25 protein-coding genes, 1 tRNA gene and 4 pseudogenes are annotated in these 25,024 nt (G+C 56.7%); 11 read left to right on the plus strand and 19 right to left on the minus strand.

The window, feature by feature from the left end:
* Positions 1-9 precede the first annotated feature (9 nt).
* Genes HV334_RS20980 through ureG form a run of 5 tightly spaced genes read left to right on the plus strand, consistent with a single transcriptional unit; the run spans position 10 to position 3,792 of the window.
* Entirely contained in the window at positions 10-330 is a 321-nt protein-coding gene (locus HV334_RS20980; RefSeq protein WP_016154543.1) for an urease subunit beta, read from the plus strand.
* A complete protein-coding gene (gene ureC / locus HV334_RS20985; protein WP_181221930.1) occupies positions 323-2,026 on the plus strand; it encodes an urease subunit alpha in 1,704 nt (567 codons plus the stop codon). The genes HV334_RS20980 and ureC overlap by 8 nt, the downstream gene beginning before the upstream one ends.
* A gap of 9 nt (positions 2,027-2,035) precedes the next feature.
* Complete coding sequence (gene ureE / locus HV334_RS20990; RefSeq protein ID WP_049283286.1) at positions 2,036-2,494, plus strand: urease accessory protein UreE; 459 nt, start codon at positions 2,036-2,038, stop codon at positions 2,492-2,494.
* Positions 2,494-3,165, plus strand: coding sequence for an urease accessory protein UreF (locus tag HV334_RS20995; protein WP_049283287.1), 672 nt, complete (start codon positions 2,494-2,496; stop codon positions 3,163-3,165). Before ureE ends, HV334_RS20995 begins: the two co-directional genes overlap by 1 nt.
* A 9-nt stretch (positions 3,166-3,174) precedes the next feature.
* Positions 3,175-3,792 carry an urease accessory protein UreG gene (ureG, locus tag HV334_RS21000; protein WP_016154547.1) on the plus strand — a complete coding sequence of 206 codons (618 nt, stop codon included), beginning with the start codon at positions 3,175-3,177 and terminating at the stop codon, positions 3,790-3,792.
* Positions 3,793-3,840: 48 nt separating this feature from the next.
* Here the strand turns inward: ureG and tsaD are convergent, their stop codons facing one another.
* Positions 3,841-4,854, minus strand: a complete 1,014-nt coding sequence (tsaD, locus tag HV334_RS21005; protein WP_003024694.1) for a tRNA (adenosine(37)-N6)-threonylcarbamoyltransferase complex transferase subunit TsaD — start codon at positions 4,852-4,854, stop codon at positions 3,841-3,843.
* A gap of 235 nt (positions 4,855-5,089) precedes the next feature.
* Here tsaD and rpsU point away from each other — a divergent pair, with 235 nt between their 5' ends.
* The 3 genes from rpsU to rpoD all read left to right on the plus strand — a co-directional run bounded on the left by rpsU (position 5,090) and on the right by rpoD (position 9,300).
* Complete coding sequence (rpsU, locus tag HV334_RS21010) at positions 5,090-5,305, plus strand: 30S ribosomal protein S21 (protein ID WP_001144069.1); 216 nt, start codon at positions 5,090-5,092, stop codon at positions 5,303-5,305.
* Positions 5,306-5,545: 240 nt separating this feature from the next.
* Positions 5,546-7,291, plus strand: coding sequence for a DNA primase (gene dnaG, locus HV334_RS21015; protein WP_019077713.1), 1,746 nt, complete (start codon positions 5,546-5,548; stop codon positions 7,289-7,291).
* A 164-nt stretch (positions 7,292-7,455) separates the two neighbouring features.
* A complete protein-coding gene (gene rpoD, locus HV334_RS21020) occupies positions 7,456-9,300 on the plus strand; it encodes an RNA polymerase sigma factor RpoD (protein WP_016154549.1) in 1,845 nt (614 codons plus the stop codon).
* A 45-nt stretch (positions 9,301-9,345) separates the two neighbouring features.
* Here the strand turns inward: rpoD and mug are convergent, their stop codons facing one another.
* Complete coding sequence (mug, locus tag HV334_RS21025) at positions 9,346-9,852, minus strand: G/U mismatch-specific DNA glycosylase (RefSeq protein WP_103767095.1); 507 nt, start codon at positions 9,850-9,852, stop codon at positions 9,346-9,348.
* Between the two features lie 125 nt (positions 9,853-9,977).
* On the opposite strand from mug, the gene HV334_RS21030 reads away from it, so the two are divergent.
* A tRNA-Ile gene (locus HV334_RS21030) sits at positions 9,978-10,053 on the plus strand.
* A gap of 161 nt (positions 10,054-10,214) precedes the next feature.
* On the opposite strand, the gene HV334_RS21035 is transcribed toward HV334_RS21030, so the two are convergent.
* From HV334_RS21035 to HV334_RS21085, 11 genes and pseudogenes are all read right to left on the minus strand, one after another.
* A complete protein-coding gene (locus HV334_RS21035; protein ID WP_181220861.1) occupies positions 10,215-10,556 on the minus strand; it encodes a TA system toxin CbtA family protein in 342 nt (113 codons plus the stop codon).
* A gap of 20 nt (positions 10,557-10,576) precedes the next feature.
* Entirely contained in the window at positions 10,577-10,894 is a 318-nt protein-coding gene (locus tag HV334_RS21040) for a type IV toxin-antitoxin system YeeU family antitoxin (RefSeq protein WP_006812013.1), read from the minus strand.
* A 19-nt stretch (positions 10,895-10,913) separates the two neighbouring features.
* Positions 10,914-11,135 (minus strand): DUF987 domain-containing protein, encoded by a 222-nt coding sequence (locus HV334_RS21045; protein WP_001548171.1) that lies wholly within the window; start codon positions 11,133-11,135, stop codon positions 10,914-10,916.
* A gap of 8 nt (positions 11,136-11,143) precedes the next feature.
* On the minus strand, positions 11,144-11,620 hold the full coding sequence (locus HV334_RS21050) for a RadC family protein (RefSeq protein ID WP_000811693.1): 477 nt from the start codon (positions 11,618-11,620) through the stop codon (positions 11,144-11,146).
* A 15-nt stretch (positions 11,621-11,635) separates the two neighbouring features.
* Entirely contained in the window at positions 11,636-12,094 is a 459-nt protein-coding gene (locus HV334_RS21055; protein WP_001548150.1) for an antirestriction protein, read from the minus strand.
* 97 nt (positions 12,095-12,191) lie between these two features.
* Positions 12,192-12,431, minus strand: coding sequence for a DUF905 family protein (locus HV334_RS21060; protein WP_000194654.1), 240 nt, complete (start codon positions 12,429-12,431; stop codon positions 12,192-12,194).
* A 76-nt stretch (positions 12,432-12,507) separates the two neighbouring features.
* On the minus strand, positions 12,508-12,975 hold the full coding sequence (gene ykfB, locus HV334_RS21065) for a protein YkfB (protein ID WP_001547765.1): 468 nt from the start codon (positions 12,973-12,975) through the stop codon (positions 12,508-12,510).
* A 22-nt stretch (positions 12,976-12,997) separates the two neighbouring features.
* On the minus strand, positions 12,998-13,441 hold the full coding sequence (locus tag HV334_RS21070; protein ID WP_181220862.1) for a YfjS/YafY family lipoprotein: 444 nt from the start codon (positions 13,439-13,441) through the stop codon (positions 12,998-13,000).
* Positions 13,441-13,677 carry a protein YpjK gene (gene ypjK / locus HV334_RS21075; RefSeq protein ID WP_001144031.1) on the minus strand — a complete coding sequence of 79 codons (237 nt, stop codon included), beginning with the start codon at positions 13,675-13,677 and terminating at the stop codon, positions 13,441-13,443. Before ypjK ends, HV334_RS21070 begins: the two co-directional genes overlap by 1 nt.
* A 40-nt stretch (positions 13,678-13,717) precedes the next feature.
* Positions 13,718-14,419, minus strand: a complete 702-nt coding sequence (locus HV334_RS21080) for a WYL domain-containing protein (RefSeq protein WP_181220863.1) — start codon at positions 14,417-14,419, stop codon at positions 13,718-13,720.
* 216 nt (positions 14,420-14,635) lie between these two features.
* Positions 14,636-15,325, minus strand: a pseudogene (locus HV334_RS21085) (DUF932 domain-containing protein); the annotation flags it as partial.
* A 581-nt stretch (positions 15,326-15,906) separates the two neighbouring features.
* On the opposite strand from HV334_RS21085, the gene ltrA reads away from it, so the two are divergent.
* The gene (gene ltrA, locus HV334_RS21090) at positions 15,907-17,616 is read left to right on the plus strand and encodes a group II intron reverse transcriptase/maturase (protein ID WP_001618784.1); all 1,710 of its coding nucleotides are present in this window, start codon (positions 15,907-15,909) and stop codon (positions 17,614-17,616) included.
* Positions 17,617-17,688: 72 nt separating this feature from the next.
* On the opposite strand, the pseudogene HV334_RS21095 reads toward ltrA, so the two are convergent.
* A pseudogene (locus tag HV334_RS21095) lies at positions 17,689-17,820 on the minus strand (DUF945 domain-containing protein); the annotation flags it as partial.
* A 91-nt stretch (positions 17,821-17,911) separates the two neighbouring features.
* Positions 17,912-18,775: a GTPase family protein gene (locus HV334_RS21100; protein ID WP_016154552.1), complete on the minus strand. Its 864-nt coding sequence runs from the start codon at positions 18,773-18,775 to the stop codon at positions 17,912-17,914.
* Positions 18,776-19,896: 1,121 nt separating this feature from the next.
* Here HV334_RS21100 and HV334_RS21110 point away from each other — a divergent pair.
* A pseudogene (locus HV334_RS21110) lies at positions 19,897-20,466 on the plus strand (IS5 family transposase); the annotation flags it as partial.
* Positions 20,467-20,690: 224 nt separating this feature from the next.
* Here the strand turns inward: HV334_RS21110 and HV334_RS21115 are convergent.
* The 4 genes and pseudogenes from HV334_RS21115 to kefB-GI form a co-directional block, all read right to left on the minus strand.
* Entirely contained in the window at positions 20,691-21,842 is a 1,152-nt protein-coding gene (locus HV334_RS21115) for a trypsin-like peptidase domain-containing protein (RefSeq protein ID WP_000323729.1), read from the minus strand.
* Between the two features lie 24 nt (positions 21,843-21,866).
* A pseudogene (locus tag HV334_RS21120) lies at positions 21,867-22,836 on the minus strand (zinc metalloprotease HtpX).
* Positions 22,814-23,311: a heat resistance protein PsiE-GI gene (gene psiE-GI, locus HV334_RS21125; protein WP_016154556.1), complete on the minus strand. Its 498-nt coding sequence runs from the start codon at positions 23,309-23,311 to the stop codon at positions 22,814-22,816. The pseudogene HV334_RS21120 and the gene psiE-GI overlap by 23 nt, the downstream one beginning before the upstream one ends.
* Positions 23,308-25,023, minus strand: a complete 1,716-nt coding sequence (gene kefB-GI / locus HV334_RS21130) for a heat resistance system K+/H+ antiporter KefB-GI (RefSeq protein WP_039185889.1) — start codon at positions 25,021-25,023, stop codon at positions 23,308-23,310. The genes psiE-GI and kefB-GI overlap by 4 nt, the downstream gene beginning before the upstream one ends.
* Position 25,024: the final 1 nt, after the last annotated feature.

The raw sequence follows: 25,024 nt of genomic DNA on the forward strand, positions 1-25,024 counted from the left end.
GGAGCGGCAATGATCCCTGGTGAATATCAGATAGCCAAAGGCAATATCGCGCTCAATCAGGGGCGGGAAACCTGTACGATCGTGGTGGAAAATCATGGCGACAGACCCATCCAGGTGGGATCGCACTATCACTTTTCCGAGGTGAACCCGGCGCTGCGCTTTGACAGGCGGGCTGCACGCGGCTTTCGTCTAAACATTCCTGCGGGCACAGCGGTACGTTTTGAGCCGGGACAAAAACGCGAAGTCGAACTGGTGCGCGTCGCTGGCGCACAAAGGATCGTGGGTTTTCGCAGCGAAGTGATGGGCGCGCTGGAGGCAAATGATGAGTGAAATTTCACGGCAGGCGTACGCCGACATGTTTGGCCCAACCACCGGCGATAAGGTACGTCTGGCGGATACCGACCTGTGGATTGAGGTGGAAAAAGACTTCACCACCTACGGCGAAGAGGTCAAATTCGGCGGCGGGAAAGTGATCCGCGACGGCATGGGTCAGGGACAAATGCGCGCGCAAGCGTGTGTGGATCTGGTGATAACCAACGCGCTGATCGTCGATCACTGGGGGATCGTGAAAGCGGATATCGGCATCAAGGACGCCAGGATCTTCGCCATCGGCAAAGCGGGTAATCCTGATATTCAGCCCGACGTCACGATCCCGATAGGCGTGGGAACTGAAGTCATCGCCGGGGAAGGCAAGATCGTCACCGCGGGCGGCGTGGATACGCATATTCACTGGATCTGTCCACAGCAGGCACAGGAGGCGCTGGTTTCCGGCGTAACGACGATGATCGGCGGCGGTACCGGCCCGGCAGAAGGAACTAACGCCACCACCTGCACGCCGGGTCCGTGGTACATCGCGCGCATGCTGCAGGCGGCAGACGCCTTGCCGGTTAACATCGGTTTGCTGGGTAAAGGCAACGGCTCAAACCCTGACGCCCTGCGCGAGCAAATCACCGCGGGCGCCATTGGCCTGAAAATCCATGAAGATTGGGGCGCCACGCCAGCCACCATCAACTGTTCCCTGGAAGTGGCAGAGGAGATGGATATCCAGGTGGCGCTGCACAGCGATACGCTCAATGAGTCCGGTTTCGTTGAAGATACGCTGGCGGCGATTGGCGATCGCACCATTCATACCTTCCACACCGAAGGCGCGGGCGGCGGCCATGCGCCAGATATCATCACCGCCTGCGCGCATCCGAATATTCTGCCCTCCTCCACTAACCCGACGCTGCCCTATACCGTCAACACCATCGACGAGCATCTCGACATGCTGATGGTTTGCCACCACCTCGATCCGGATATAGCCGAAGACGTGGCCTTTGCCGAATCACGCATTCGCCGGGAAACGATCGCTGCCGAAGATGTGCTGCATGACATTGGCGCGTTTTCCCTGACCTCGTCCGATTCACAGGCGATGGGGCGCGTGGGCGAAGTGATCCTGCGCACCTGGCAGGTGGCGCACCGCATGAAGGTTCAGCGTGGTCCGCTGGCAGAAGAAACAGGCGACAACGACAACCAGCGCGTTAAACGCTACGTCGCCAAATACACCATCAACCCGGCTCTAACCCACGGCATCGCCCACGAAGTTGGCTCCGTTGAGCCTGGCAAGCTGGCCGATCTGGTGCTGTGGTCCCCAGCCTTTTTTGGCGTAAAACCAGCGACGATCGTAAAGGGCGGGATGATCGCCTGTGCGCCGATGGGCGATATCAACGCCTCGATCCCCACCCCGCAGCCGGTGCATTACCGCATGATGTTCGGCGCACTTGGCGCGGCGCGGCATCGTACTCGGCTGACCTTTATTTCGCAGGCCGCTAACGCGCAAAACATCCCGCAGCAGCTCAATTTGCAAAGCGCCATCGCCGTCGTCAAAGGCTGTCGGACGGTGAAAAAGGCCGACATGATCCACAACGGCCTGCAACCCAATATTACCGTCGATGCTCAGACTTATGAGGTGCGCATTGATGGCGAACTAATCACCAGCGAACCGGCAGACGTTTTGCCGATGGCGCAACGCTATTTCCTGTTTTGAGGAGTGACGATGATCTACCTGACCCTACGCCTTGACCACGCCCACCGCGTCACCGCAAGCGTCACGCTACCCATTGATATGCGAGTAAAAAGCCGTGCCAGAGTGACGCTGAACGACGGTCGCGAAGCCGGGCTAATGCTTCCGCGCGGTTTGCTGTTACGCAGTGGTGATCTGCTGACCACCGAAGATGGCAGCGAGGTGATCGAAGTGATCGCCGCGCCGGAGTCGGTTTCCGTGGTGCGCTGCGCCGATCCTTTCCTGCTCGCCAAAGCCTGTTATCACCTCGGCAATCGCCACGTTCCGCTGCAAATTCTGCCGGATGAGTTGCGCTACCATCACGATCATGTGCTGGACGCCATGTTGCGCCAGTTCAGCCTGGAGGTGACGTTTGCTCAACTACCGTTTGAACCGGAAGCAGGCGCTTATGCCAGTGAATCACACGGGCATCATCACGCCCATGCGCACTGATGCATAACATCCAACAGCTGCGTCTGATGCAGCTCGCCAGCAGCGCTCTCCCGGTGGGGTCGTTTACCTGGTCCCAGGGTCTGGAGTGGGCGGTTGAAATCGGCTGGGTGAAAAGCGCCGATGACTTCTCTGACTGGCAAATCCAGCAGATGGAGCAGAACTTCTTTACCGTCGACCTACCGCTACTGGCGAGACTGTATCGCGCCTGCGAGCAGGACGATCTCGCTGCAGCACGCCGCTGGAGCGCTTACCTGTTGGCCTGTCGGGAAACCCGCGAACTACGGGATGAAGAACACAGTCGGGGCGCGGCGTTTACTCGGCTGGTCACCGACTGGGAAGCAGATTGCTCGCGGGAGTGGCGCGCGCTCTTTGTCGACAGCCAACTCTGCGGTATGGCCTGGCTGGGCGTGCGCTGGAAAATCCCCCTGACGGAGCTGGCATTAAGCCTCGGCTACAGCTGGATTGAGAGCGCAGTGATGGCTGGCGTCAAACTGGTTCCATTTGGGCAGCAGGCGGCCCAGCGTTTGATCATTGCGCTCTGCAATCGGTATGCGCAAGGTCTGGCACAGGCGCTGGCGTGTCCTGACGCCAGCCTCGGCTCCGCAACCCCGTTGGCGGCCATCGCATCTGCCCGGCATGAAACCCAATATTCCCGATTATTCCGCTCCTGAGGAGAAAAAATGAGTAACAACAAGCATCCCCTGCGCGTGGGCGTTGGCGGCCCGGTTGGCTCCGGCAAAACGGCGCTGCTGGAAGCGTTATGCAAATCCATGCGCAGCAGCTATCAACTGGCGGTGGTAACCAACGATATCTATACCAAAGAAGATCAGCGCATTCTCACCGAAGCAGGCGCACTGGAGCCAGACAGGATCGTCGGCGTGGAAACCGGCGGTTGCCCGCACACCGCTATCCGTGAAGATGCGTCGATGAATCTGGCCGCCGTTGAGGCGCTGAGCGAGAAATTCGGCAATCTGGATCTGATTTTTGTGGAAAGCGGCGGCGATAACCTGAGCGCCACCTTCAGCCCGGAATTAGCGGATCTGACAATCTATGTGATCGACGTTGCCGAAGGTGAGAAGATCCCGCGTAAGGGTGGCCCGGGGATCACCAAATCTGATTTTCTGGTGATCAATAAAACCGATCTGGCCCCTTACGTGGGCGCCTCGCTGGAGGTGATGGAGCGCGATACCCTACGCATGCGCGGCGAGCGTCCGTGGACGTTTAGTAATTTAAAATCCGGAGAGGGTCTGGAAAAAATTATCGCGTTTCTGGAAGAGAAAGGGATGCTGCGGGAGTAGAGTATTGCCCGGTGGCGCTACGCTTACCGGGCCTACAATATTATGTGCTTATGCCGCCGGTAATTCCGCCAGCGGCCAGCGAGGACGCACGGTCACGCCAAGATCCGCCGTTGCACCCGCTTTAAAACGCACCATGCCCGCGTAGGCGATCATCGCCCCGTTATCGGTGCAAAATTCCGGACGCGCGTAAAACACTTCGCCACGACGCTTTTGCATCATCTCGGCCAGTTTTGCACGCAGCGTACGGTTAGCGCTCACGCCCCCCGCCATCACCAGACGTTTAAAACCGGTTTGATCCAGCGCGCGTTTACACTTGATCATCAGCGTATCAACCACAGCATCTTCAAACGCACGGGCGATATCTGCACGCGTCTGATCGTCATTTTCGTTATTACGAATGGTATTCGCGGCGAAAGTTTTCAGGCCGGAGAAGCTGAAATCCAGACCCGGACGGTCGGTCATCGGGCGCGGGAAGACAAAGCGTTTTTCAACGCCTTGCGATGCAAGCTTTGACAGCATTGGGCCGCCAGGATAATCCAGCCCCAGCAGCTTGGCCGTTTTATCGAACGCTTCACCAGCAGCATCATCTATCGATTCACCCAGCAATTCATACTGCCCAATACCGGTGACGCTGATCAGTTGCGTGTGACCGCCGGAAACCAGCAGCGCAACGAACGGGAAAGCAGGGGGATTATCTTCCAGCATCGGCGCCAGCAGATGCCCTTCCATATGGTGTACAGGAATTGCCGGTACGCCCCAGGCGAACGCCAGCGAACGTCCTACGGTTGCGCCGACCAGCAGCGCGCCAACCAGACCAGGACCTGCGGTATACGCCACCGCATCAATCTCTTTTGCCGTCAGTCCCGCTTCTTTCAGCGCGGCCTGGATCAGCGGTACGGTTTTACGTACGTGATCGCGCGAGGCCAGTTCTGGCACTACGCCGCCGTAGTCAGCGTGTAATTTCACCTGACTATACAATTGGTTGGCTAAAAGACCTTTTTCATCGTCGTAAATGGCGATGCCGGTTTCATCGCAGGATGTTTCAATACCCAGTACACGCATGACTTGTTTTACCTCGCTCTATTACCGCGCAGTGTAGGACCAATGCGGGTTGATGTAAAACTTTGTTCGCCCCAGGAGTTCCGCTCGTGTATACTCCTTATCCTTATAAAAGTCCCTTTCAAAATCGCGTCGGTGCTTTACAAAGCAGCAGCAATTGCAGTAAAATTCCGCACCATTTTGAAATAAGCTGGCGTTGATGCCAGCGGCAAACCGAATTTATAAAGGTGAGAGTTACATGCCGGTAATTAAAGTACGTGAAAACGAGCCGTTCGACGTAGCACTGCGTCGCTTCAAGCGTTCATGCGAAAAAGCAGGTGTTCTGGCGGAAGTTCGTCGTCGTGAGTTCTATGAAAAACCGACTACTGAACGTAAGCGCGCTAAAGCTTCTGCTGTGAAACGTCACGCGAAGAAACTGGCTCGCGAAAACGCACGCCGTACTCGTCTGTACTAATCCATTGAGAGCCAAGGCTCTCAATTCAGACAGAGTTGTAGTTGTAAGGCCGTGCTTCCGGAAGGAATGCGCGGCTTGTTTTCGTTTATACGCGTCATCATTCAAGCTGCCTCTGCGTTGGCTGCAGTCGTTCCCTCCAGTCACGTACTGATGTACGCTCCTGAGGATTCGCTCCCTTGCCGTCTTGAAGCATCTTGAATGATTTTGTGTATATAAGTCATAAAAAAATAAACGGGGCATATGGCTGGACGAATTCCACGCGTATTTATAAATGACCTGCTGGCAAGAACCGACATTGTCGATCTCATCGACGCGCGGGTAAAGCTGAAGAAGCAGGGCAAAAATTATCACGCGTGCTGTCCGTTCCATAACGAAAAAACCCCCTCTTTCACCGTAAACGGTGAGAAACAGTTTTATCACTGCTTTGGGTGTGGCGCACATGGCAACGCCGTCGACTTTCTCATGAACTACGACAAGCTCGAGTTTGTGGAAACCGTCGAAGAACTGGCCGCAATGCACAACCTTGAAGTGCCCTATGAAGCAGGCAGTGGCCCTAGTCAGATAGAGCGCCATCAACGGCAAAGCCTTTATCAATTGATGGACGGCCTGAACACTTTTTATCAACAGTCTTTGATGCAACCCGCCGCTACCCCCGCGCGCCAGTACCTGGAAAAGCGAGGATTAAGTAGCGACGTGATCACCCGTTTTGCTATTGGTTTTGCGCCCCCCGGCTGGGACAACGTCCTGAAACGGTTTGGCGGCAATGCTGAGAATCGTAAATCGCTGGTCGATGCGGGAATGTTGGTCACCAACGATCAGGGACGCAGTTACGATCGCTTCCGCGAACGGGTGATGTTCCCCATCCGCGACAAACGTGGTCGAGTCATTGGTTTTGGTGGACGCGTGCTGGGCGATGCCCTGCCGAAGTATCTCAACTCCCCGGAAACCGATATTTTCCATAAAGGTCGCCAGCTGTATGGCCTTTATGAAGCCCAGCAGGATAACGCCGATCCGCAGCGCCTGTTAGTGGTAGAAGGCTATATGGATGTGGTGGCGCTGGCGCAATACGGCATTAACTACGCTGTGGCATCCCTTGGGACGTCAACCACCGCCGATCACATCCAGTTGTTGTTCCGCGCGACGAACAACGTAATTTGCTGTTACGACGGTGACCGTGCCGGACGCGACGCAGCATGGCGCGCGCTGGAAACCGCACTGCCCTATATGACAGACGGACGCCAGCTACGCTTTATGTTTTTACCTGACGGCGAAGACCCCGATACGCTGGTGCGTAAAGAAGGGAAGGAGGCCTTTGAAGCCCGGATGGAGCAGGCGCTGCCACTCTCCGCGTTTTTATTTAACAGCCTGATGCCACAGGTGGATTTGAGTACCCCGGACGGACGCGCACAGCTCAGCACGCTGGCATTACCGCTGATTACTCAGGTACCAGGCGAAACGTTGCGCATTTATCTGCGACAGGAGTTGGGAAACAAGCTCGGCATTCTTGATGACAGCCAGCTTGAACGTTTAATGCCAAAACTGGCAGAAAATGGGGCTTCCCGCCCTGTTCCACAGCTAAAACGTACGACCATGCGTATACTTATAGGGTTGCTGGTACAGAACCCGGGTCTCGCCCCGCTGGTTCCGCCGTTAGGCGCACTGGATAGCAATAAACTGCCTGGACTTGGCTTATTCAGAGAACTGGTCAACACTTGTCTGGCTCAGCCAGGTCTGACCACCGGACAACTTTTAGAACACTATCGTGGCACAAATGATGCTGCGACCCTTGAAAAACTGTCGATGTGGGACGATATAGCAGATAAAGATATCGCAGAAAAAACCTTCACCGACTCACTCAACCATATGTTTGATTCGATGCTTGAGCTGCGCCAGGAAGAGTTGATAGCTCGTGAGCGCACACACGGTTTAAGCAGCGAAGAACGCCGGGAACTCTGGACGCTGAACCAGGAACTGGCCAAGAAATAACAGAAAGACAAAAGTATTTAACGGCTTAACTGCCGAATATCGCTCGGGAAGCCCCCGACAGCCGCACGGAGAGGCAGCGGCAAAATATAAGTATGCCCTCGTTTTGCCGTTGGCGGTTTTACCGCCCAACACCAATCAAACGAATTAAGTGTGGATACCGTCTTATGGAGCAAAACCCGCAGTCACAGCTGAAGCTACTTGTCCAACGTGGTAAGGAGCAAGGCTATCTGACCTATGCCGAGGTCAATGACCATCTGCCGGAAGATATCGTCGATTCAGATCAAATCGAAGACATCATCCAAATGATCAATGACATGGGTATTCAGGTGATGGAAGAAGCACCTGATGCCGATGATCTGCTGCTTGCTGAAACCTCCAACAGCACCGATGAAGACGCGGAAGAAGCGGCTGCCCAGGTTCTGTCCAGCGTTGAGTCCGAAATCGGTCGTACAACTGACCCGGTCCGCATGTACATGCGTGAAATGGGTACCGTTGAACTGTTAACCCGTGAAGGCGAAATCGACATCGCTAAACGCATCGAAGACGGGATTAACCAGGTTCAATGCTCCGTTGCCGAATACCCGGAAGCCATCACCTACCTGCTTGAGCAATACGATCGTGTAGAAGCTGAAGAAGCGCGTCTTTCCGATCTGATCACCGGCTTTGTCGATCCGAACGCGGAAGAAGACATGGCGCCAACGGCGACACACGTCGGTTCTGAGCTCTCTCAGGAAGAAATGGATGACGATGCAGACGAAGATGAAGAAGATGACGACGACAGCAGCGATGACGACAACAGCATCGACCCTGAATTAGCGCGTGAAAAATTCGGTGAACTGCGTACTCAGTACGAAATCACTCGCGACACCATCAAAGCGAAAGGCCGCAGCCATGCTGCCGCGCAGGAAGAAATTCAGAAGCTGTCTGAAGTGTTCAAACAGTTCCGCCTGGTGCCGAAGCAGTTCGACTACCTGGTAAACAGCATGCGCGTCATGATGGACCGCGTGCGTACTCAGGAACGTCTGATCATGAAGCTCTGCGTTGAGCAGTGCAAAATGCCGAAGAAAAACTTCATCACCCTGTTCACTGGCAACGAAACCAGCGAAACCTGGTTCAACGCGGCAATCGCGATGAACAAACCGTGGTCTGAAAAACTGCACGACGTGGCAGATGATGTTCACCGCGGACTGCAGAAACTGCAGCAGATTGAAGAAGAAACCGGCCTGACCATCGAGCAGGTTAAAGACATCAACCGTCGCATGTCCATCGGTGAAGCGAAAGCCCGCCGTGCGAAAAAAGAGATGGTTGAAGCGAACTTACGTCTGGTTATCTCTATCGCCAAGAAATACACCAACCGTGGTCTGCAGTTCCTGGATTTGATTCAGGAAGGTAACATCGGTCTGATGAAAGCGGTTGATAAGTTTGAATACCGTCGTGGTTACAAGTTCTCTACCTATGCAACCTGGTGGATCCGTCAGGCGATCACCCGCTCGATCGCGGATCAGGCACGTACCATCCGTATCCCGGTACATATGATTGAGACCATCAACAAGCTCAACCGTATCTCCCGTCAGATGCTGCAAGAGATGGGCCGCGAGCCGACGCCGGAAGAGCTGGCTGAACGCATGCTGATGCCGGAAGACAAGATCCGTAAAGTGCTGAAGATCGCTAAAGAGCCTATCTCCATGGAAACGCCGATCGGCGACGATGAAGATTCGCATCTGGGTGATTTCATCGAGGATACCACCCTCGAGCTGCCGCTGGATTCTGCTACCACCGAGAGCCTGCGTGCCGCAACGCACGACGTTCTGGCTGGCCTGACCGCCCGTGAAGCGAAAGTTCTGCGTATGCGTTTCGGTATCGATATGAATACCGACCACACGCTGGAAGAAGTCGGTAAACAGTTCGACGTTACCCGCGAACGTATCCGTCAGATCGAAGCGAAAGCGCTGCGTAAACTGCGCCACCCGAGCCGCTCTGAAGTGCTGCGTAGCTTCCTCGACGATTAATCTCGCCGCATAAGCATAAACGCCACCGCAAGGTGGCGTTTTTCTTTATAGTCCCCGCCTGGCCAGGGCGTCATTCACTTCCCGATACGCCTCCACCAGTTTATCCAGAGTAATCCGACTTAACCCGCTGGGATTCGGCAAAACCCATATTTGCGTCGCGCCAATAGTCAGCGTTTGTTTTCCCCACTGCGCCCCACGCTGGCTGAGGCCCTGCTCAAATGCCTGCTTCCCAAGGATTGCGAGTGCGGCAGGCTGATACTCCTCTATTTTCTCAATGAGCTTACGGCCGCCGTTGCGCATCTCCTGTAGCTTCACTTCATTGGCTTGCACCGTCGGTCTGTCGACAAATTTAGTCACCCCGCAACGGAAGTCCAGCAAGTGTTGTGCCTCTTCGGGTTTGAGCTGGCGATCGGTAAATCCCGCCTGATGGATGACCTTCCAGAAGCGATTAGCGGGATGTGCAAAGGGGAATCCTGTACCTGCGGAAGACAACCCCGGATTGATGCCGCAAAACACCACCCGCAGCCCCGGCGCCAGTATGTCCTTAACCATAATTACTCCCATCAATACATCAGAGGAACAAGTATAACGGACTGAAAATACATTGTTTATAAAAACAGCATCCGTACGCTTATGTCTGGATTGCAACGCGGAGTTACTTTATAATCCACCGCCACGGCCCCTTAGCTCAGTGGTTAGAGCAGGCGACTCATAATCGCTTGGTCGTTGGTTCAAACCCAACAGGGGCCACCAGATAAAACAAGGAGTTAGATGAGAAATCGTCTAACTCCTTTTTCTTTGGATGCAATTTGGGTCAGGTAATGGGTCAGGTAAGGAATTGCTACCCTGCCCTCTTCATCTCGCTGCCAGCATCCCCGGATAGTGATGAAAGCCAGTAGCACTGCCTGTAATATTCACCGTACCGAATTTTTACGGCTTTGCCGCAACAAGCCAGTTGCCTGCCGTGCTCGCAGAATGTCTACAGCCCGGAGATAAGGGGATTGTTCCTGCCAGTTAAATCCCTTCCTGTCGATACGCACCAGTTCGTATTTTTCCACCAGAAAATTCACGGCATCAGCCAGCGTGATTCCGGCATCGATATGTTCCTGTATAACACGTTCCTCACTGAACGGTGTGTCGTTGAGGGTGAGACCATAGTGCTGTTTCAGCAGGCGGGTCAGTAGCATTTGCCAGACAGCCACGGATGCTAGGCAGGGCTTCGCCGCCCGCTGAGTTGTTGCAGGTAAAGTTTTCATGTTTACTCTCGTGAAGGTAATTAACTCTGAGTGGGGTAAATGGCGATGTATACGTAGCCGCAACTGCCAAGAGTATCGGCTTCGCAGGTGAAACCGTTGTGGTACAGGGTGACGCAGTGGGCGTGTTGGGGACTGAGTTCACCGGTGGTTAGCATCGACTCCATCTGGCGGATAAAGTGCGGGCATGTTTCATCCAGCTTCCGGCATTCGGTGTCACTGAACCTGCCGGTGATGCTGGCCCTGTCAGCCAGATAGTGCAGTCGGTTACCCTCCTGCACCAGACGGGCTCCCAGGCGCGGCGTGATAGCCCGCTGCAGGCCCCAGTTGATGTGGGTCATGGCGGCTCTCCTTTTATTGTCAGTTCAGGGTAATACTCATTAGGCAGGCATAAGGCCCGTTACGGTCCTGGCGGCGTTCGGCGTATACCGCGAGGACTCCTGTGATATCCGGCACATCCCTGCCGGTGTAATGGCAGACGCTACCGTGCCACTGATATTTTCCACTGCAGTAGCGAAAGATCCGGGACTCAGGATGCTGGCGGTATATCGTCATTGCCCGGCGTTTACTGATAATTTTCATGTCATACCTCACAACAGACCGTGTTCTGCGAACGAATAGATTTGCCTGCCACCGACAATCAGGTGGTCAGGGACGCGGATATCCACCAGCTGAAGCACCTGAACCAGTCGCTGCGTGAGGGTTTTGTCGGCCTGGCTAGGTGTCGTCTCGCCGGAAGGATGGTTATGCGCGAGTATCACCGCCGCCGCGTTGAAGTGCAGAGCACGTTTGACCACCTCCCGGGGATGCACCTCGGTGCGGTTAATCGTGCCGGTGAAGAGCGTTTCATGGGCAATCAACTGATTCTGGTTGTCCAGATACAACACCCGGAACTCTTCCCGCTCAAGCGCGGCCATATGCAGTCGCAGCCATTCACGTACGGCGTGGGTAGAGGTGAAGGCTACGCCGGGCTCATGCAGGTGGCGGTCCAGAGCCCTGAGCGCCCGCTGAATGAGACGCCGGTCCTGTGGCGTCATCTCGCCGGGTAAAAAGGAAAGCTGTTTCATCTGTTGCTCCTTCGGTCAGTCGATAATACGCAGAATGGCGTGAGCCTCTGGATGTTGCATGGCATACTCCCGCAGGCGGTAATAGTGTGCGGTCATCGCGTCACATTCTGTACGGCAGGCATGGTGGCTATACGCAATCAGGCAGACAGCAATACCTGCTGCTTCTGCACTCATTTGGGCATCGTTACCGTTCAGGCAGTTAAACAGACGCCATGTCTCATCGTTGTCAGGCTCGGGGGACATAAATGCGCCGCCATTGCTGAGGGTGTAGAACGACCAGATACCACCGCTGTAGCCCTCACAGAAGCGGTCCATCCAGGCGAAGATATGCGGCTCCAGGAGTAGCCACTGCGGGATAGCGCCAAAGTACTGTGGCCAGAAATCGATACGCTGTTCATCGGGTACCTGCGTGACGGTCAGTTCAAATTCGGGTTGGTTAGCGGGTGCGAGGTCGTGCTGCGTCTGTGTTGTCATGGGTATGTCTCCGTCAATAAAAACGCCAGCGGCGATGGCTGGCGTATGGGGATATAAAGTGTGTTCGGGGAGGTGAATGCGGGTAAATGCTTCGCGATCAGCGGGTGGCCGTGTCTGTACGGATGCCTGAGGTGCGGATATAGCGGTTAAGACCTTCACCGGCATCCGGCTCAAAGTTCCATGCCCGCCAGACCATCCGGCCTTCAGTATCACGAACCACCAGACGGAAGTGACTGCCCTGGTCGTCTTCGAGTGTGATATTGCTGTACGTGGTAGTGACCGCTTGCGCTTGTCTCCGGGTGAAAGGCCCCGGTGGCAGCAACACGGATTGGGTCATTTTCGGGCTCCTGATAAAAGAAAACCCCGGCAGCCTGCTAGCTGTCGGGGTGGATTTGCTGGGGAAGATACTACTATCAGTCGTTGCTGCAGTCTCCGAGAGTGGACAGAACTTTCTCAGCGTTCTTCCGGTCCGCAGTGAAGGTCCCTGCTTTGTGGTCATTGACGTAGACGTCGAACTGCCCGGCCTCAGAGATATTGCTGATGAAGTCAAACCAGGCGTTATCGCCGTTACGCCAGCCCAGGCTGGACGGAATAATGTACTGCTGGTGATCCATCACTACGGTGATAGTAGTGTCGTCATCGTGCGAACTGACCATCTTGTCATCGGCAAGGGTAAGAAAGACTGAATGCTGATAGAAACCATTCTGGTCCGGGTTCCCTGTGCAGTTGATGGTAAACGTCTTTCCGCTGGCTTCGGTCACGCTGTATTCCGTATTGCCCTGACCGTAACCCTGCTGCCAGAACCCCGGGATAGCAGAGGCATTAAAGCTCGCGAGCAGTACACCCGCCAGCATAAACCGACTTAGTGAAAGTATTGTCATTCTTGTCTCCTTTGTCGTTGTTTTATTCCTGGTTCTCAGGGTTTGAGGGTATCAGCAGTCGCCCCATCAGTTTGCCGTCATGGGCGTACTCAAAGTATTTTTCTTTGGTATACGGGTCCGTCACCTCCTGGTATTCCAGTTTGATGTTATCGGCAATACACAGCGCATTCATCAGTGGCTGGACGGTTTTTTCCTGCATATCCACGAGGTAGTAGTAACTGCCACCCTCGCAGCCATCGGGCGACTGGCGGGTACGTAAAACCTGCAAGGTGGGACCGGATAAGTAGTCAACCTGTGACCATTCTTCGCTGACATCATCCTGGTGGCTGACCACATCACTGAAACGCGGTGGGGTGAGGTCCTTAAATTTACTGATGGCCTTCAGGTCATCACTTCTGTCATCGCATGCGATGAGAAACAGAGTGGTGGCAACCAGCGCCAGCAGAGGCAGTGTTTTACGTTTCATTATTTTTTTCCTGAAATCAGACGAACCACTTTGGCAAAGACATAAATGCCCACGAAAATACCCACCGGCACGCCGACGAACGGTGTCAGCGCGACACTGGCAGCACCGGCTGCGCCACCTCCCGTCAGCAGTGCGGCAACAGTGGCAAGGGTCAGGGCCGCGAGACTGTCGGACACCCCGGTTTTGTTCAGAATGATGACGATGACAACAATGGCGATAATGGCAATAACGGGCATAGGGCTCCTCCCTGTTGCCGGGTTGATAACAACGCTTACGCTATTCTGGTGGGCTGTCGGCCGGAACAAACGTAAGCAGTGACTGCTGGATAAAGCGAAAATGGGGTAAGGACTGAATAAAGCCCGGGTCTTCAACAAGACGACACAGACTGTCGTTACGCCGGAAAGTCTCCTGCAGGGGCTGAACCAGATGGATTTCATCCAGGGAGAATACGGCGATATGTCCGTCGTGCTCTGCCACCAGATACCAGGCCTGCTGGTGGATAAGTAACCGGCAGGGAGCCAGCCGCTCACAGCGCTGCCCCTCGGCAATCAGAGTCACCCGCCTGCGCCCGGTAATGGCCTGATTCAGTCGCCAGAAAGACAATGCGCCTGATGGCGAAGGAGCCGGACTGGCGGGTGCGATTACGCAGGGAGACTCATCGCACATCAGCAGTGCGTTTACCAGACGACGGTCAAAGCCAGGGAAAAGACCGGCCATCCCGCTGCGGTGGGCAAAGATAAGCACGTCGGGCACCATCTGCGTCTCACTGCCCGCAGTGCGTAAGCGGCAATATCCGGACTGATACTCCAGGTCCAGATACATCAGCCGCTCACGAAAATCACGCCGCAGCGTGCGCACCGACACACCAAACTCAGCGGCAAGCTTACGCACACTCAGCGTTTCCCCTGCCACCAGACGGCTGATTATCAGTGACAGCCTGACAGCCAGCCGGTCATGGCGGCGTTCTGCCTGTGTCATGAGACGTTCTCCGTGAAAGTTAACTGACTGAAAATGATGTGATTACTTTAAAGAGGGGGTCGGACAGGGTATGGACACCACAGAAACTATTTTTCATTTCTGCAAAAGCCAGAGGCAGCGGGGGTTACAGGCCTTCCCTCGGTGAGTGAGGACCGTCAGCACGGTGCGATGCGGACAGGTGGTGTCCGATATTAACAAAGCAGCAACATTAAACGGTCACTGCAGTTGCGTGAGCAGGGCTTCCGCCATCACCCACAGTGCCCGGTTAAGTTTCACGTCCCCGTCGATACCGCGAACGGCACGGGTATGTGACCGTCCTCCTTTGGCATTACGGCCACTGAGCCCGCCCTTAATCAGGTTCTCCTGAATACGCTGGTACGTGGTCCACAGGTCATTGCTCTCATCCTGCCAGCGGCGAGGGGAGAGGATCTGCGATTCAGTCACCGGCTGGTGGTCTTCACCAAAGCGGTATGTGAGGGCGGCTTTTGCCAGTGCCTGCTGTGCCGGGGGTGGCAACAGCAACGACTGCATGGCATCCCGTTTCTCCTCCACCCGGTCAAAAATCCCCAGCACCTCATACGCGCCTTCAATCACCTGACTCACCACGTCCCCCTTGTGTGGCACCCGCACCTCGCCAAACGACTCACCGCAGACGAGCCCGTTCTGACAAACCGCACGAAATAGTCCCGGCAGCATCTGGTACGAACTGCTGCCATCGTGAGAGTTGAGCAGGATTATTTCCGGCACCTGCTTACCGGTTATCTGTCCCTCACGCCGTAGACGCAGCATATGCTTGGTGTGTTCGCGACGCTCCGGATCACGCACACGGGTCTGACAGGCAAAGAATGGCTGGAAGCCTTCTCGCTGCAGGCTGTCCAGCAAGGAGATGGTGGGTATATAGGTGTAGGTGCGACATGAAGTCGCTCGAAGAATTGCTTCACCCGCAAAACATCGCGGGGACAAAGCCCGCTGTTCCGTCAGCGGTAGCCTACTGATCCATGCTCGACGGGTAACTGTTGGGTCTGAAGCGGTCGGGACAACGTAGCAAGGGCTGCAAGTACCAACGCGGCTTGAGCGCTAGGCTTGATGGTATGGTTAACAGAAGTGAACTGCTCTTAAACGTCGTCAATATTAAGCAGCCAAAGGTACTGAAAGGCTGTAGCCAAAAGGCAAAGTAGCTGGATATTCCTTTTTATACTGGGAATACGCGGACAACAGAGCTACCGGCGGAGAGGCAGAACCTAACCCATCGCGTTCTTCGAACGGAACATGGTAAGTCCGTATCGTTGCCCATTCGGGCAGGGGCCCCGTAAGGGAAACTGTCGGCGGTGCGGATAGAGGAGGACTGAGAAAGCGAAGGCCATTCTGTAATCGAATGGATAGAGGTTGCGTCGCTGGGCAACATTACCTCACGCGAAAGCGGGCAAACTTCAGTCTGGTCTTTCATCACGAGAGAGTCTGGCGAACCTTTAAAGGAGGGAAAGCAAATGACGGCGCAGCTAAATAGCTCTGGTGCACCTTCCGATCAGGCGACGCACTGGCACAGTATTGACTGGGCAAGATGCCACCGCGAGGTCAGAAGGCTTCAGGCACGTATCGTGAAGGCAACACAGGAAGGCAGACATGGCAGAGTGAAAGCTCTGCAATGGCTGCTCACCCACTCGTTCAGCGGCAAAGCTCTCGCCGTTAAGCGAGTGACAGAGAATCGCGGCAAACGAACTTCTGGCGTGGATGGGGTTACGTGGTCTACGTCGAAGATCAAGCTCAAAGCAGTATTATCACTCAGGCGACGGGGCTATCGTCCTCAGCCACTGAGGCGGATTTACATCCCCAAAGCCAACGGGAAGCAGCGGGCACTGGGCATTCCCTGTATGATCGACCGGGCGCAGCAGGCACTACACTTGCTCGCGCTGGAACCGATAGCCGAAACAACCGCAGACCCGAACTCCTATGGGTTCAGGTCTGCCCGGTCAACGGCTGATGCAATTGAACAGTGTTTCAAGGCACTTTCACACACCGATTGTGCGGAATGGATCCTTGAAGCTGACATCCGTAGCTGCTTTGACGAAATATCGCACAACTGGCTGATCGCCAATATCCCGATGGACAAGGCGATCTTACGAATGTGGCTGAAAGCTGGCTACTTTCACCATAATGTCCTTTATCCAACAGCGGCGGGCACACCCCAAGGGGGGATCATATCGCCAACGTTGATGAATATGACTCTAGATGGATTAGAACACCTGCTGCGACTTAAATATCGCAGGAGTACCCGCAATCCGTCGAAGGTCAATATCGTTCGATATGCGGACGACTTCATCATAACCGGTGTGACTCGTGAAATGCTGGCAGAAGAAGTTATCCCTATGGTCGAGCAGTTTCTGGCGGAGCGGGGTCTCTCGATGTCGCCAGAAAAGACCAGGATCACGCATATCAGCGATGGATTCGACTTCCTCGGCATGAACGTACGCAAATATGGGGGCAAATTGTTAATCAAACCCGCCCCTACCAGCGTTCAACGTTTTCTGCGCAAAGTAAGGGAAGTGATCAAGGGCAATGCAATGGTGCGGCACGACATACTGATACGAAGACTCAACCCGATGCTTCGTGGATGGGCCAATTACAATCAGCATGTTGTGACGAAACAGACGTTCAGGAAAATCAGTTATGCGATATGGCTAAGCCTGTGGCGTTGGGCAAAACGTCGGCATCCCCACAAGGGCGCAGGATGGATCCGGCGGAAATACTTCCGGACCATCGGAGCCCGACAGTGGGTCTTTGCCACAAAAACCGGCAAGAAACTCAAAACCGGAGTCCCCGAGCTTCTGGAACTTTACGACATTGTCAGCACACCGATCAGGCGGCACAGGAAAATCCGTGCCGAGGCTAATCCCTTTGATCCTAAATGGGAAACCTACTTCGAAGAGCGATTGGCTCTTGCTATGCAAGGCTCAATTAAGGGGCGAACCCGGCTGATTCGGATATGGTTAGCTCAGGAACGAAATTGCCCTGTCTGCCGACAGATGATCGGTGAATCTACTGGATGGCGTCTCTACCACATGGAACGAAAGATCGATGGTGGGCGAGATACCAACAGTAACCTGATGCTGCTGCATCCGGACTGCTACCAGATAGCACGCACACGCAGATTCCAAGTTGTGAAACCGGCTCCTTCAGTGGTGCTTAGAAAGGCTTGAGCCGTGTGCGGGGAAACTCGCAAGCACGGTTCTTAGGGGAGGATGCGGTGGTAACACCGTGTCCTTACCCGACCGTTCACTACGGGATTCATGTTTGTCCTCGCTGAACACACTGGGCACCACGCGAAACAGCTCCTCGCGGGTTAACGGACGGTCACGACGAATAATGTTTGCAGCGCCAAAGCGCGAAGCCAGACGGGTCATAAGCAGACTCCTCATAACGGGAAAACAAATAAAGGGGATCCCCGTCGCATCGGCGACAGGGTCAGGGAAATAACAGGGATGGATTAAATACTCAGAAGAAGAAATCCCAGACGGCGCGGGCCACAGAGACCACGGTGGTGCGCACGGCCTGAATGACGGCCCGCACAGGGGCGGGTATCAGGGGAAAGGCACTGATGCTATCGAGTACGGCCCCGACGGTTTCACCAAAATCGCTACGAGCCTGTTCCCGGACTACCGTCGTGCGAAAGGAAGGATGGAGTTGCGACACCACCGGGCTGGTGGCCTCACGTGGCAGGCACTTAATCATCCGCTCGGCCATCACCTTAAGCCCCCATTGTAGACGGACCGACACAGCACACACCGGATGGACGGGCTGGAACAGCTCATGAAGCAGGCAGATTTTGCGGCTGATATTCTGCTTCTGCGCCGTGGACAACTGTCCCCCACCGCTGGTAGGTTCGGCCTTATCCGACTGGCTGATAACAAACAGCACCTTATGCCGGTATACCTCTCCAATCACCTGATGATAAAAATGTTCATCCACCGTCAGCGCCCGGTCATCGGCCTTAATCAGCCACAGTACCAGGTCGAGGCGAGGAAGCTGTTCGCGGTACAGCGCAGCATACTCGGTATCGCGAGCGCCACTTTCGCCCACGCCGGGCAGATCCATCAGCGTTATATAGCGGTCGCCAACCTGCAGGCGAAAGCGCAGTGGCTCACGTGTACAGGCCGCCACATCGCTGACCGGTGATACCTCACTGGCAAACAGGGCATTGCAGAGTGAGGATTTACCGGCACCGCTCTTACCCATAATGCCGATTACTGGCTCGTAATGGGTTAACTGATTTATCTGCTGCAATATACGTTCAGACACCCACTGTGGCAGGCCAGCAAGCGATTGCTGAAACGACTTCAAACCTTCAGAATTGTTCATTAGCTACTCCTCTGAAAAATTATACAAAAACGGCAGAATCGTGAGATTCTGCCGTTAATCGGGTATGTTCAGAAGAATGATATCTATCTGAAAATAATTTGAATTAAGGTAAGCGACGAGCCACGGTTGCCTGTGATCCCAGTCCCTGAGTCGTTAGGTTATTCTGATATCCCTCATCCCCAGACCAGAACAGTGGATAAGGGCAAATTGCCTGAGGGAGCTATAGGGCATTGGGCAGCAAGGTTTTATAGTTGGATGGCATCAATTTAACGGTATAGAAACATCAGCCCATACGATGACTGTCTACGTTTAAGACATAAATTCTTGCTGTTACATAAGTATTAATGCTGATTATCATCAATTTGATTATAATCATGGCACTTTATGGATTACCGTATTAAATATTCATTTTTTCCCTATAGTGATGATTCATGCTTGGTTCCCTTTCTAAGCGGCTTGAGGACTTGAGTTTGGTCCAGCGCGAGAGGTTGGCCTACATCGATTTTCGGCTCTATTTCTTCGGTGAGATCGGACGCCCTGATCTGATTGAGCGCTTCGGTGTGGCTCCGGCAGGGGCGACACGCGATTTGGCTTTGTACCGGGAAATTGCGCCGCATAACATCACCTTCGATGGTAGCAACAAGATTTATCGCATCGGGCAGGAGTTCTCACCGTTGTTCGAGCACGCATCGCTGCGCGTTCTGTCGGCGCTGTCTCTCGGTTTTGGCGATGGCGTGAACGGCTCAATGCAGGCGCTGCTACCATGCGAATCCCCCGCAGCCCTAAGCATTCCCAAGATGGATGTGTTAGCCACGATTTGCCGAGGCATCCACGCTAAGCGACCCGTCGCCATCCGCTACTACTCGATGAGCAGCGGCGAGTCCGAGCGGGTAATTGTGCCCTTTGCTTTGGTTGATACCGGCATGCGCTGGCACGTCCCTTTGATCGCAAGAGTAGAGAGTTTCGGGATTTCGTCGTCACCCGCATCGAAGCACCAACATTGCTCGACGAGGAGCCACAAGCCAACGAACGACAGGATAACGACATCCAGTGGACGCGCATCGTCGAGCTGGATTTCGTGCCGTACCCGAGCGTTGAGCGGCCCGATATTATCAAGATGGACTATCGTCGATGCTACGCTGATCCACGCGCCCAGTTCATCCAAGAACCAGGACGGCAAGCGCGACCCGGAAATGCACCAGACCAAGAAGGGGAACCAGTATTACTTTGGCATGAAGGCGCACATCGGCGTTGATGATGAATCGGGGCTGGTACACAGCGTGGTGGGCACGGCAGCCACCGTGGCGGATGTCACCCAGGTCGACAAGCTGCTGCACGGCGACGAGAACGTCGTCTGCGCCGATGCCGGCTACACCGGCGTCGAAAAGCGCTCCGAGCATGCCGACCGAGAAGTGATCTGGCAGGTCGCAGCACGCCGCAGCACCTACAAGATGCTCGATAAACGCAGCGCCCTGTACAAAGCCAAGCGCAAGATCGAGAAAGCCAAGGCGCAAGTGCGAGCGAAGGTAGAGCCCCCGTTTCGCGTGATCAAGCGGCAGTTCGGCTACACCAAGGTACGTTTCCGAGGGCTGGTGAGGAACACTGCACAACTGGTGACGCTGTTTGCCCTGTCGAACCTATGGATGGCCCGCCGACATTTGCTGGCAAGCGCAGGAGAGGTGCGCCTGTAATGCGGAAAATGGCCGTCGCAAGGTGCTCGCGACGGCTGAAAGCACCGAAATGAGCGGGTGATCCGATCGTTTTTGATCGGTTCACCGCTTTCAAAATCAGCAGTGGCTGAAGTCAGCCGGAAATACAGGGCTACTTCAGACCATCCCTAGCTAGGGCTCGTAGTTCGGCGCAAGGCTGAAGTCGCTTGGCTGCTTCGCTGTGCAGATCCATGACCCACTTTCCATCAAACTCCCGGTTGTAGTTCCACAAGCATCTCGCGAGTCTTGCCGGCCCGCTCCACTAACAAGACCACAACATCTCCAACGTTCTTGTCGTCTAGCCGGGCCTGTAATGTGGTGACGTCGTCGACGGCGATACCGTCGATGCTGATAACGCGATCGCCGGGCACGATGCCGCCTGCGGTGACCTCGACGCCGACGAGCCCGGCCCTGTGCGCCGCCGAGCCCGGCGTCACGCGCAATACGAATACGCCCTTACTGCCGGTCAGCGCCTGCAGACGCGCGTTGATCTGCTCATCCACCTCGATGCCCAGTGCCGGACGGATGTACTTGCCGGTCTTTATGAGTTGCGGCACCACGCGCATGACGGTATCGACCGGCACCGCAAAGCCTATGCCGGCCGAGGCGCCAGACGGACTGTAGATGGCGGTATTGATTCCGATCAGCCGCCCAGCCGAATCGAGCAGCGGGCCACCGGAATTGCCGGGGTTGATGGCGGCGTCGGTCTGGATCAGGTGATCGATGGCCGGGCCGCCCGCTTCTCCCGGCAACGAGCGGTCGAGCGCGGAGACGATACCAGTGGTGAGCGTCCAGTCCAGGCCGAAGGGGTTGCCGATAGCGAACACCTTCTGACCCACCTTGAGGTCGGCACTGGTGCCGACCGGCACGGCCGGCGGGCGCTTGAAACCGACGCCGATCTTGAGCACGGCGATGTCGTGCGCGGGGCTCGTCCCCACCAGCGCGGCCTGGTAGTCGCGGCCGTCGGCCAGTTTGACGGTGGCTTCGGACGCGCCCTGGATGACGTGGAAGTTGGTGACGACGTGGCCGGCGTCGTCCCAGATGAAGCCCGAGCCAGTGCCGCGCGGCACGGAGAACACGTTGCGCGTCCAGACATCGCGTACTAATTGCGCGGTGGTGATGTAGACCACCGAGGCGCGCGATTTTTCGAACAGTTCGATGGTGGTTTTCTCGTCCGCCGCCAGATCGCCACGCGCCATCACGGTGCGTTCTGCTGCCTCGCGCGGACTGAACCATGCCTCGATGGCGGGCAGAAACTGCCACAGCAGCATGAGCGCGGCAATGCAGGCGGTGATGAAGAGCCCGCGCCGGACGAAGCGGTCCGGCGCGGGGCGTTGGTACGGGTCGAGATAGGCCATGAGACGTCTCCTGTTGATGGGCAATCAGCGCCACAGCCCGCTCGGGCGCCAGCGCGGTGGGCGCGTCGCCAAAGCGGATTCCGGCAAAAAATGGGGCGCGCGGAGTGGCAACGCTGATGCTGGCCCAGGCGCCAACGTCAGCAGGCGTGCGATGCGCTCTTGCGTTGCCGGACGCGTGCGCAAGCAGGAGGGCTCGGGATTGCCCCATCCCGACCATGGCCAGGCACGCCAGGAGCGGCTGACCCGCTCGATTTTCGCCAGCGCGGACGCCAGCCCCTGCGGGTCGCCAGTCAGTTCCGCCGCAAGGCGGTCAGCGTCGAACTCACGCACGCGAGACAAGCCGAGCTGTGCGAGCAGGGCCAGCTGGGGCGATGCGGCCAATAACAATAGACCAGGCCAATAGACCTCCGCCGCGCCAACCAGCTGCGCGGGCAGGCTGAGCAGGATCGCGATCTGTCCCATAAGGGCCAGTAGGCTCGTGAGGCGACTGTCGGAATCCGCCAGCCCCATGACACGCAGATCCTCATTAGCGATGTGCGCGACCTCGTGCACGAGCACACCCGCCAGCTCGCGTGGGCTCAGGCTGCGCAGCAGGCAGGCCATCGGTGAGGGCGATCGATGCCTCCTGCTTCGATCCGGTGGCGAAGGCGTTGACGACGGCACTGGGCACATAGTGCGGCACCGGCGTGGCGGGCAAACCGGCACGGGCGGGCAGCTCGCGCAACAGGGCCCACATCTTGTGGGCTTCTTGCGGGTGCAAGGCCCGTACGCGGTACAGGCGCAAGCTCAGCGCCGACGCGGCTACCGGTTCCAGCAGCAACGCACCTGCAACGGCAAACAGCGCTAGCCACAGGCAGCCTTCCCCAAACGGCAGTCTCCCTGCTGCGGCTGCGATCCCGACCATGGTCAGGACCAACAGCCCGGTCTGCAGGCGGTTGAGCCAGCGGTGTTGCAAGAGCGCCGTGCGCGGATCACTGGGATGATGACGGGTCATGCTCAGAGGTCTCGGCGGCGCGGTCGCCGCGCTTGCGCAGCAGCCAGTAGGTCGCACCCAGAGCCAGCGTGGCGCTTGCCAGCGCGGCTATCTTTGCGGGGCTCGCGTCGGAGTCGAGGATCACGAACTTGCGGGAGAGTGCGATCAGCGCGATCAGGACCACCGTCTTGACCTGGATGATGCTGTCCCGACGCAGCGCCACGCGCACGATGGAATGCTTGAACTCCATCGCGATCAAGAGCGTCATGATCATGCCGAACACGCTCTGGAATACCTCGTGGTCCAGGGGATTGAAGGCATCTAGAACCAGCAGCGTGAAGACGATGGAGATGAGCTGGAACAGCGACACCACGATGATGACGGCGATCACCGCCGACAGCACGAGCGCGACGACCTGCTCGAAGCGCTCGTAAAAACTCATGATGGCCAATTGGTCACGTAAGACCTGAAATGGGTTAAGGCGTGTTGATTTCATGACGATGAACTCCCTGGAAAACGGCTGCTGTCGAGACGGCGGCGCATTGCGCTGATGTGTCCTTCAATCAGCTCGGTCGACATGCCAAGCGTCGACATCACCTGTTCCGCCAGCCCAATAGCTGCGGCAAAGGATTGCTGATACACGCGCACGTTGGGCATGGCGCGAAATGCATCGGCCGCGGTCGTACTTCTGCATGACACCCACAAGGTCAGCGCCGGACGGCGCTCGGCAATCGCCTGGGCGATGCGCAACGCTTGCTGGGCATGGGCGAACGTCAGCACCACCAAGTGCGCATGCGTCAAGCCGGCAGCCAGCAAGGTATCGGGCCGACTGGCATCGCCATGGAACACCGGCGCGCCGGCGGCACGCGCGGCCTCGACCTTCTGCGCGTCCGCCTCCAGCAGCAGATGCGCCACGCCGGCGTGGCGAAGAATCTCGCTGACTGTCAGGCCAAGCTCGCCCGCGCCGCAAACGATGACATGGTCTCGATATCGCGTCGTCTGCGCGGCGATCTCGACTTCTTCAGCCTGGGGTGGCTGAATGACGCCGCCGGTGCGGCTCAAGAACCGGGCAAGTACATCGTGATGGCGGATCAGTAGCGGTGCCAGGGCCATGCTGAGCACCAGCGCGACCAGCATGGGTTGGACGACGGTCGCGGGGATCAGATGCTGCTGCAAGACCGTGCCCAACAACAGCAGGGCGAACTCGCCGCCGTGCCCCAACGCTATGCCCGTGCGCCAGGCATCGAGGGCGGACAGGCGCGTCGCCCGCAAGGCCAGCGTATTGAGCAGGATCTTGACCGGTACCAGCACCACCAGCCACGCCAGCACCGCCAGCGGTGCCGAAAGAATCTGTGCTGCGTCCAGTTGCAGGCCGATGGTCACGAAGAACACGCCCGACAACACATCGCGAAACGGCCTGAGGTGGCTTTCCATGTGGTGCCGGAAGTCGCTCTCGCCCAGCACCATCCCGGCGAGGAAGGCCCCCAGGGCGGCGGATACGCCGACCGCGTGCGCAGCGGCGGCGGCAGCCACCACCACGCACAAGGAGACGAGCACGAACGATTCCTCGTGGCCCCGCCGCGCCACCCAGCCCAGCAGGCCATGCAACAGACGGCGCGAGGCGAGGGCCGCTGCCGCGAACAGCAGCAGCACACCGAATACTTCGAGCAGCACATGCTCGATCTTCGGCGACTCGCCGCGCGCCCAGATCGCCAGCAAGGCCAGCAGGGGCACGCTGGCCAGGTCCTGAAAGACCAGCACGGCGATGGCACTGCGTCCGTGGCGGGTGGTGAGCTCGCCTTGGTCGGCCAGTTGTCGGCTGACCAGCGCCGTGGACGACATGGCCGCCGCAGTGCCGAGCAGCGCGGCGCTCTGGCCGGGCTGCCCCAGCCACATCAATAGCAGGATCAGCGGCGGGGCCACGGCGATCATCTGCAGAGCGCCCGCCATCAGCACCGTCCTGCGGGCGAGCCAGAAGTCTCCGAGGGAGAATTCCAGTCCGACCATGAACAACAGCAGCGCCACGCCCAGCTCGGACAGAAAGCTCAGCGTCTCCCCCGGCGCGATCACGCCGATGACTGAGGGGCCCAGTACAACGCCGACAGAGAGATACCCCAGCAAGGCGGGCACTCTGAACGCCGCCGTCGCCATCGCCGCCAGGCTGCAAGCTGCCAGCAGGATTAGTGTAGTGCCGAGCAAGCCCTGCATC

It is taken from the genome of Citrobacter sp. RHBSTW-00944 (assembly GCF_013615435.1).
Lineage (GTDB): Bacteria > Pseudomonadota > Gammaproteobacteria > Enterobacterales > Enterobacteriaceae > Citrobacter > Citrobacter braakii.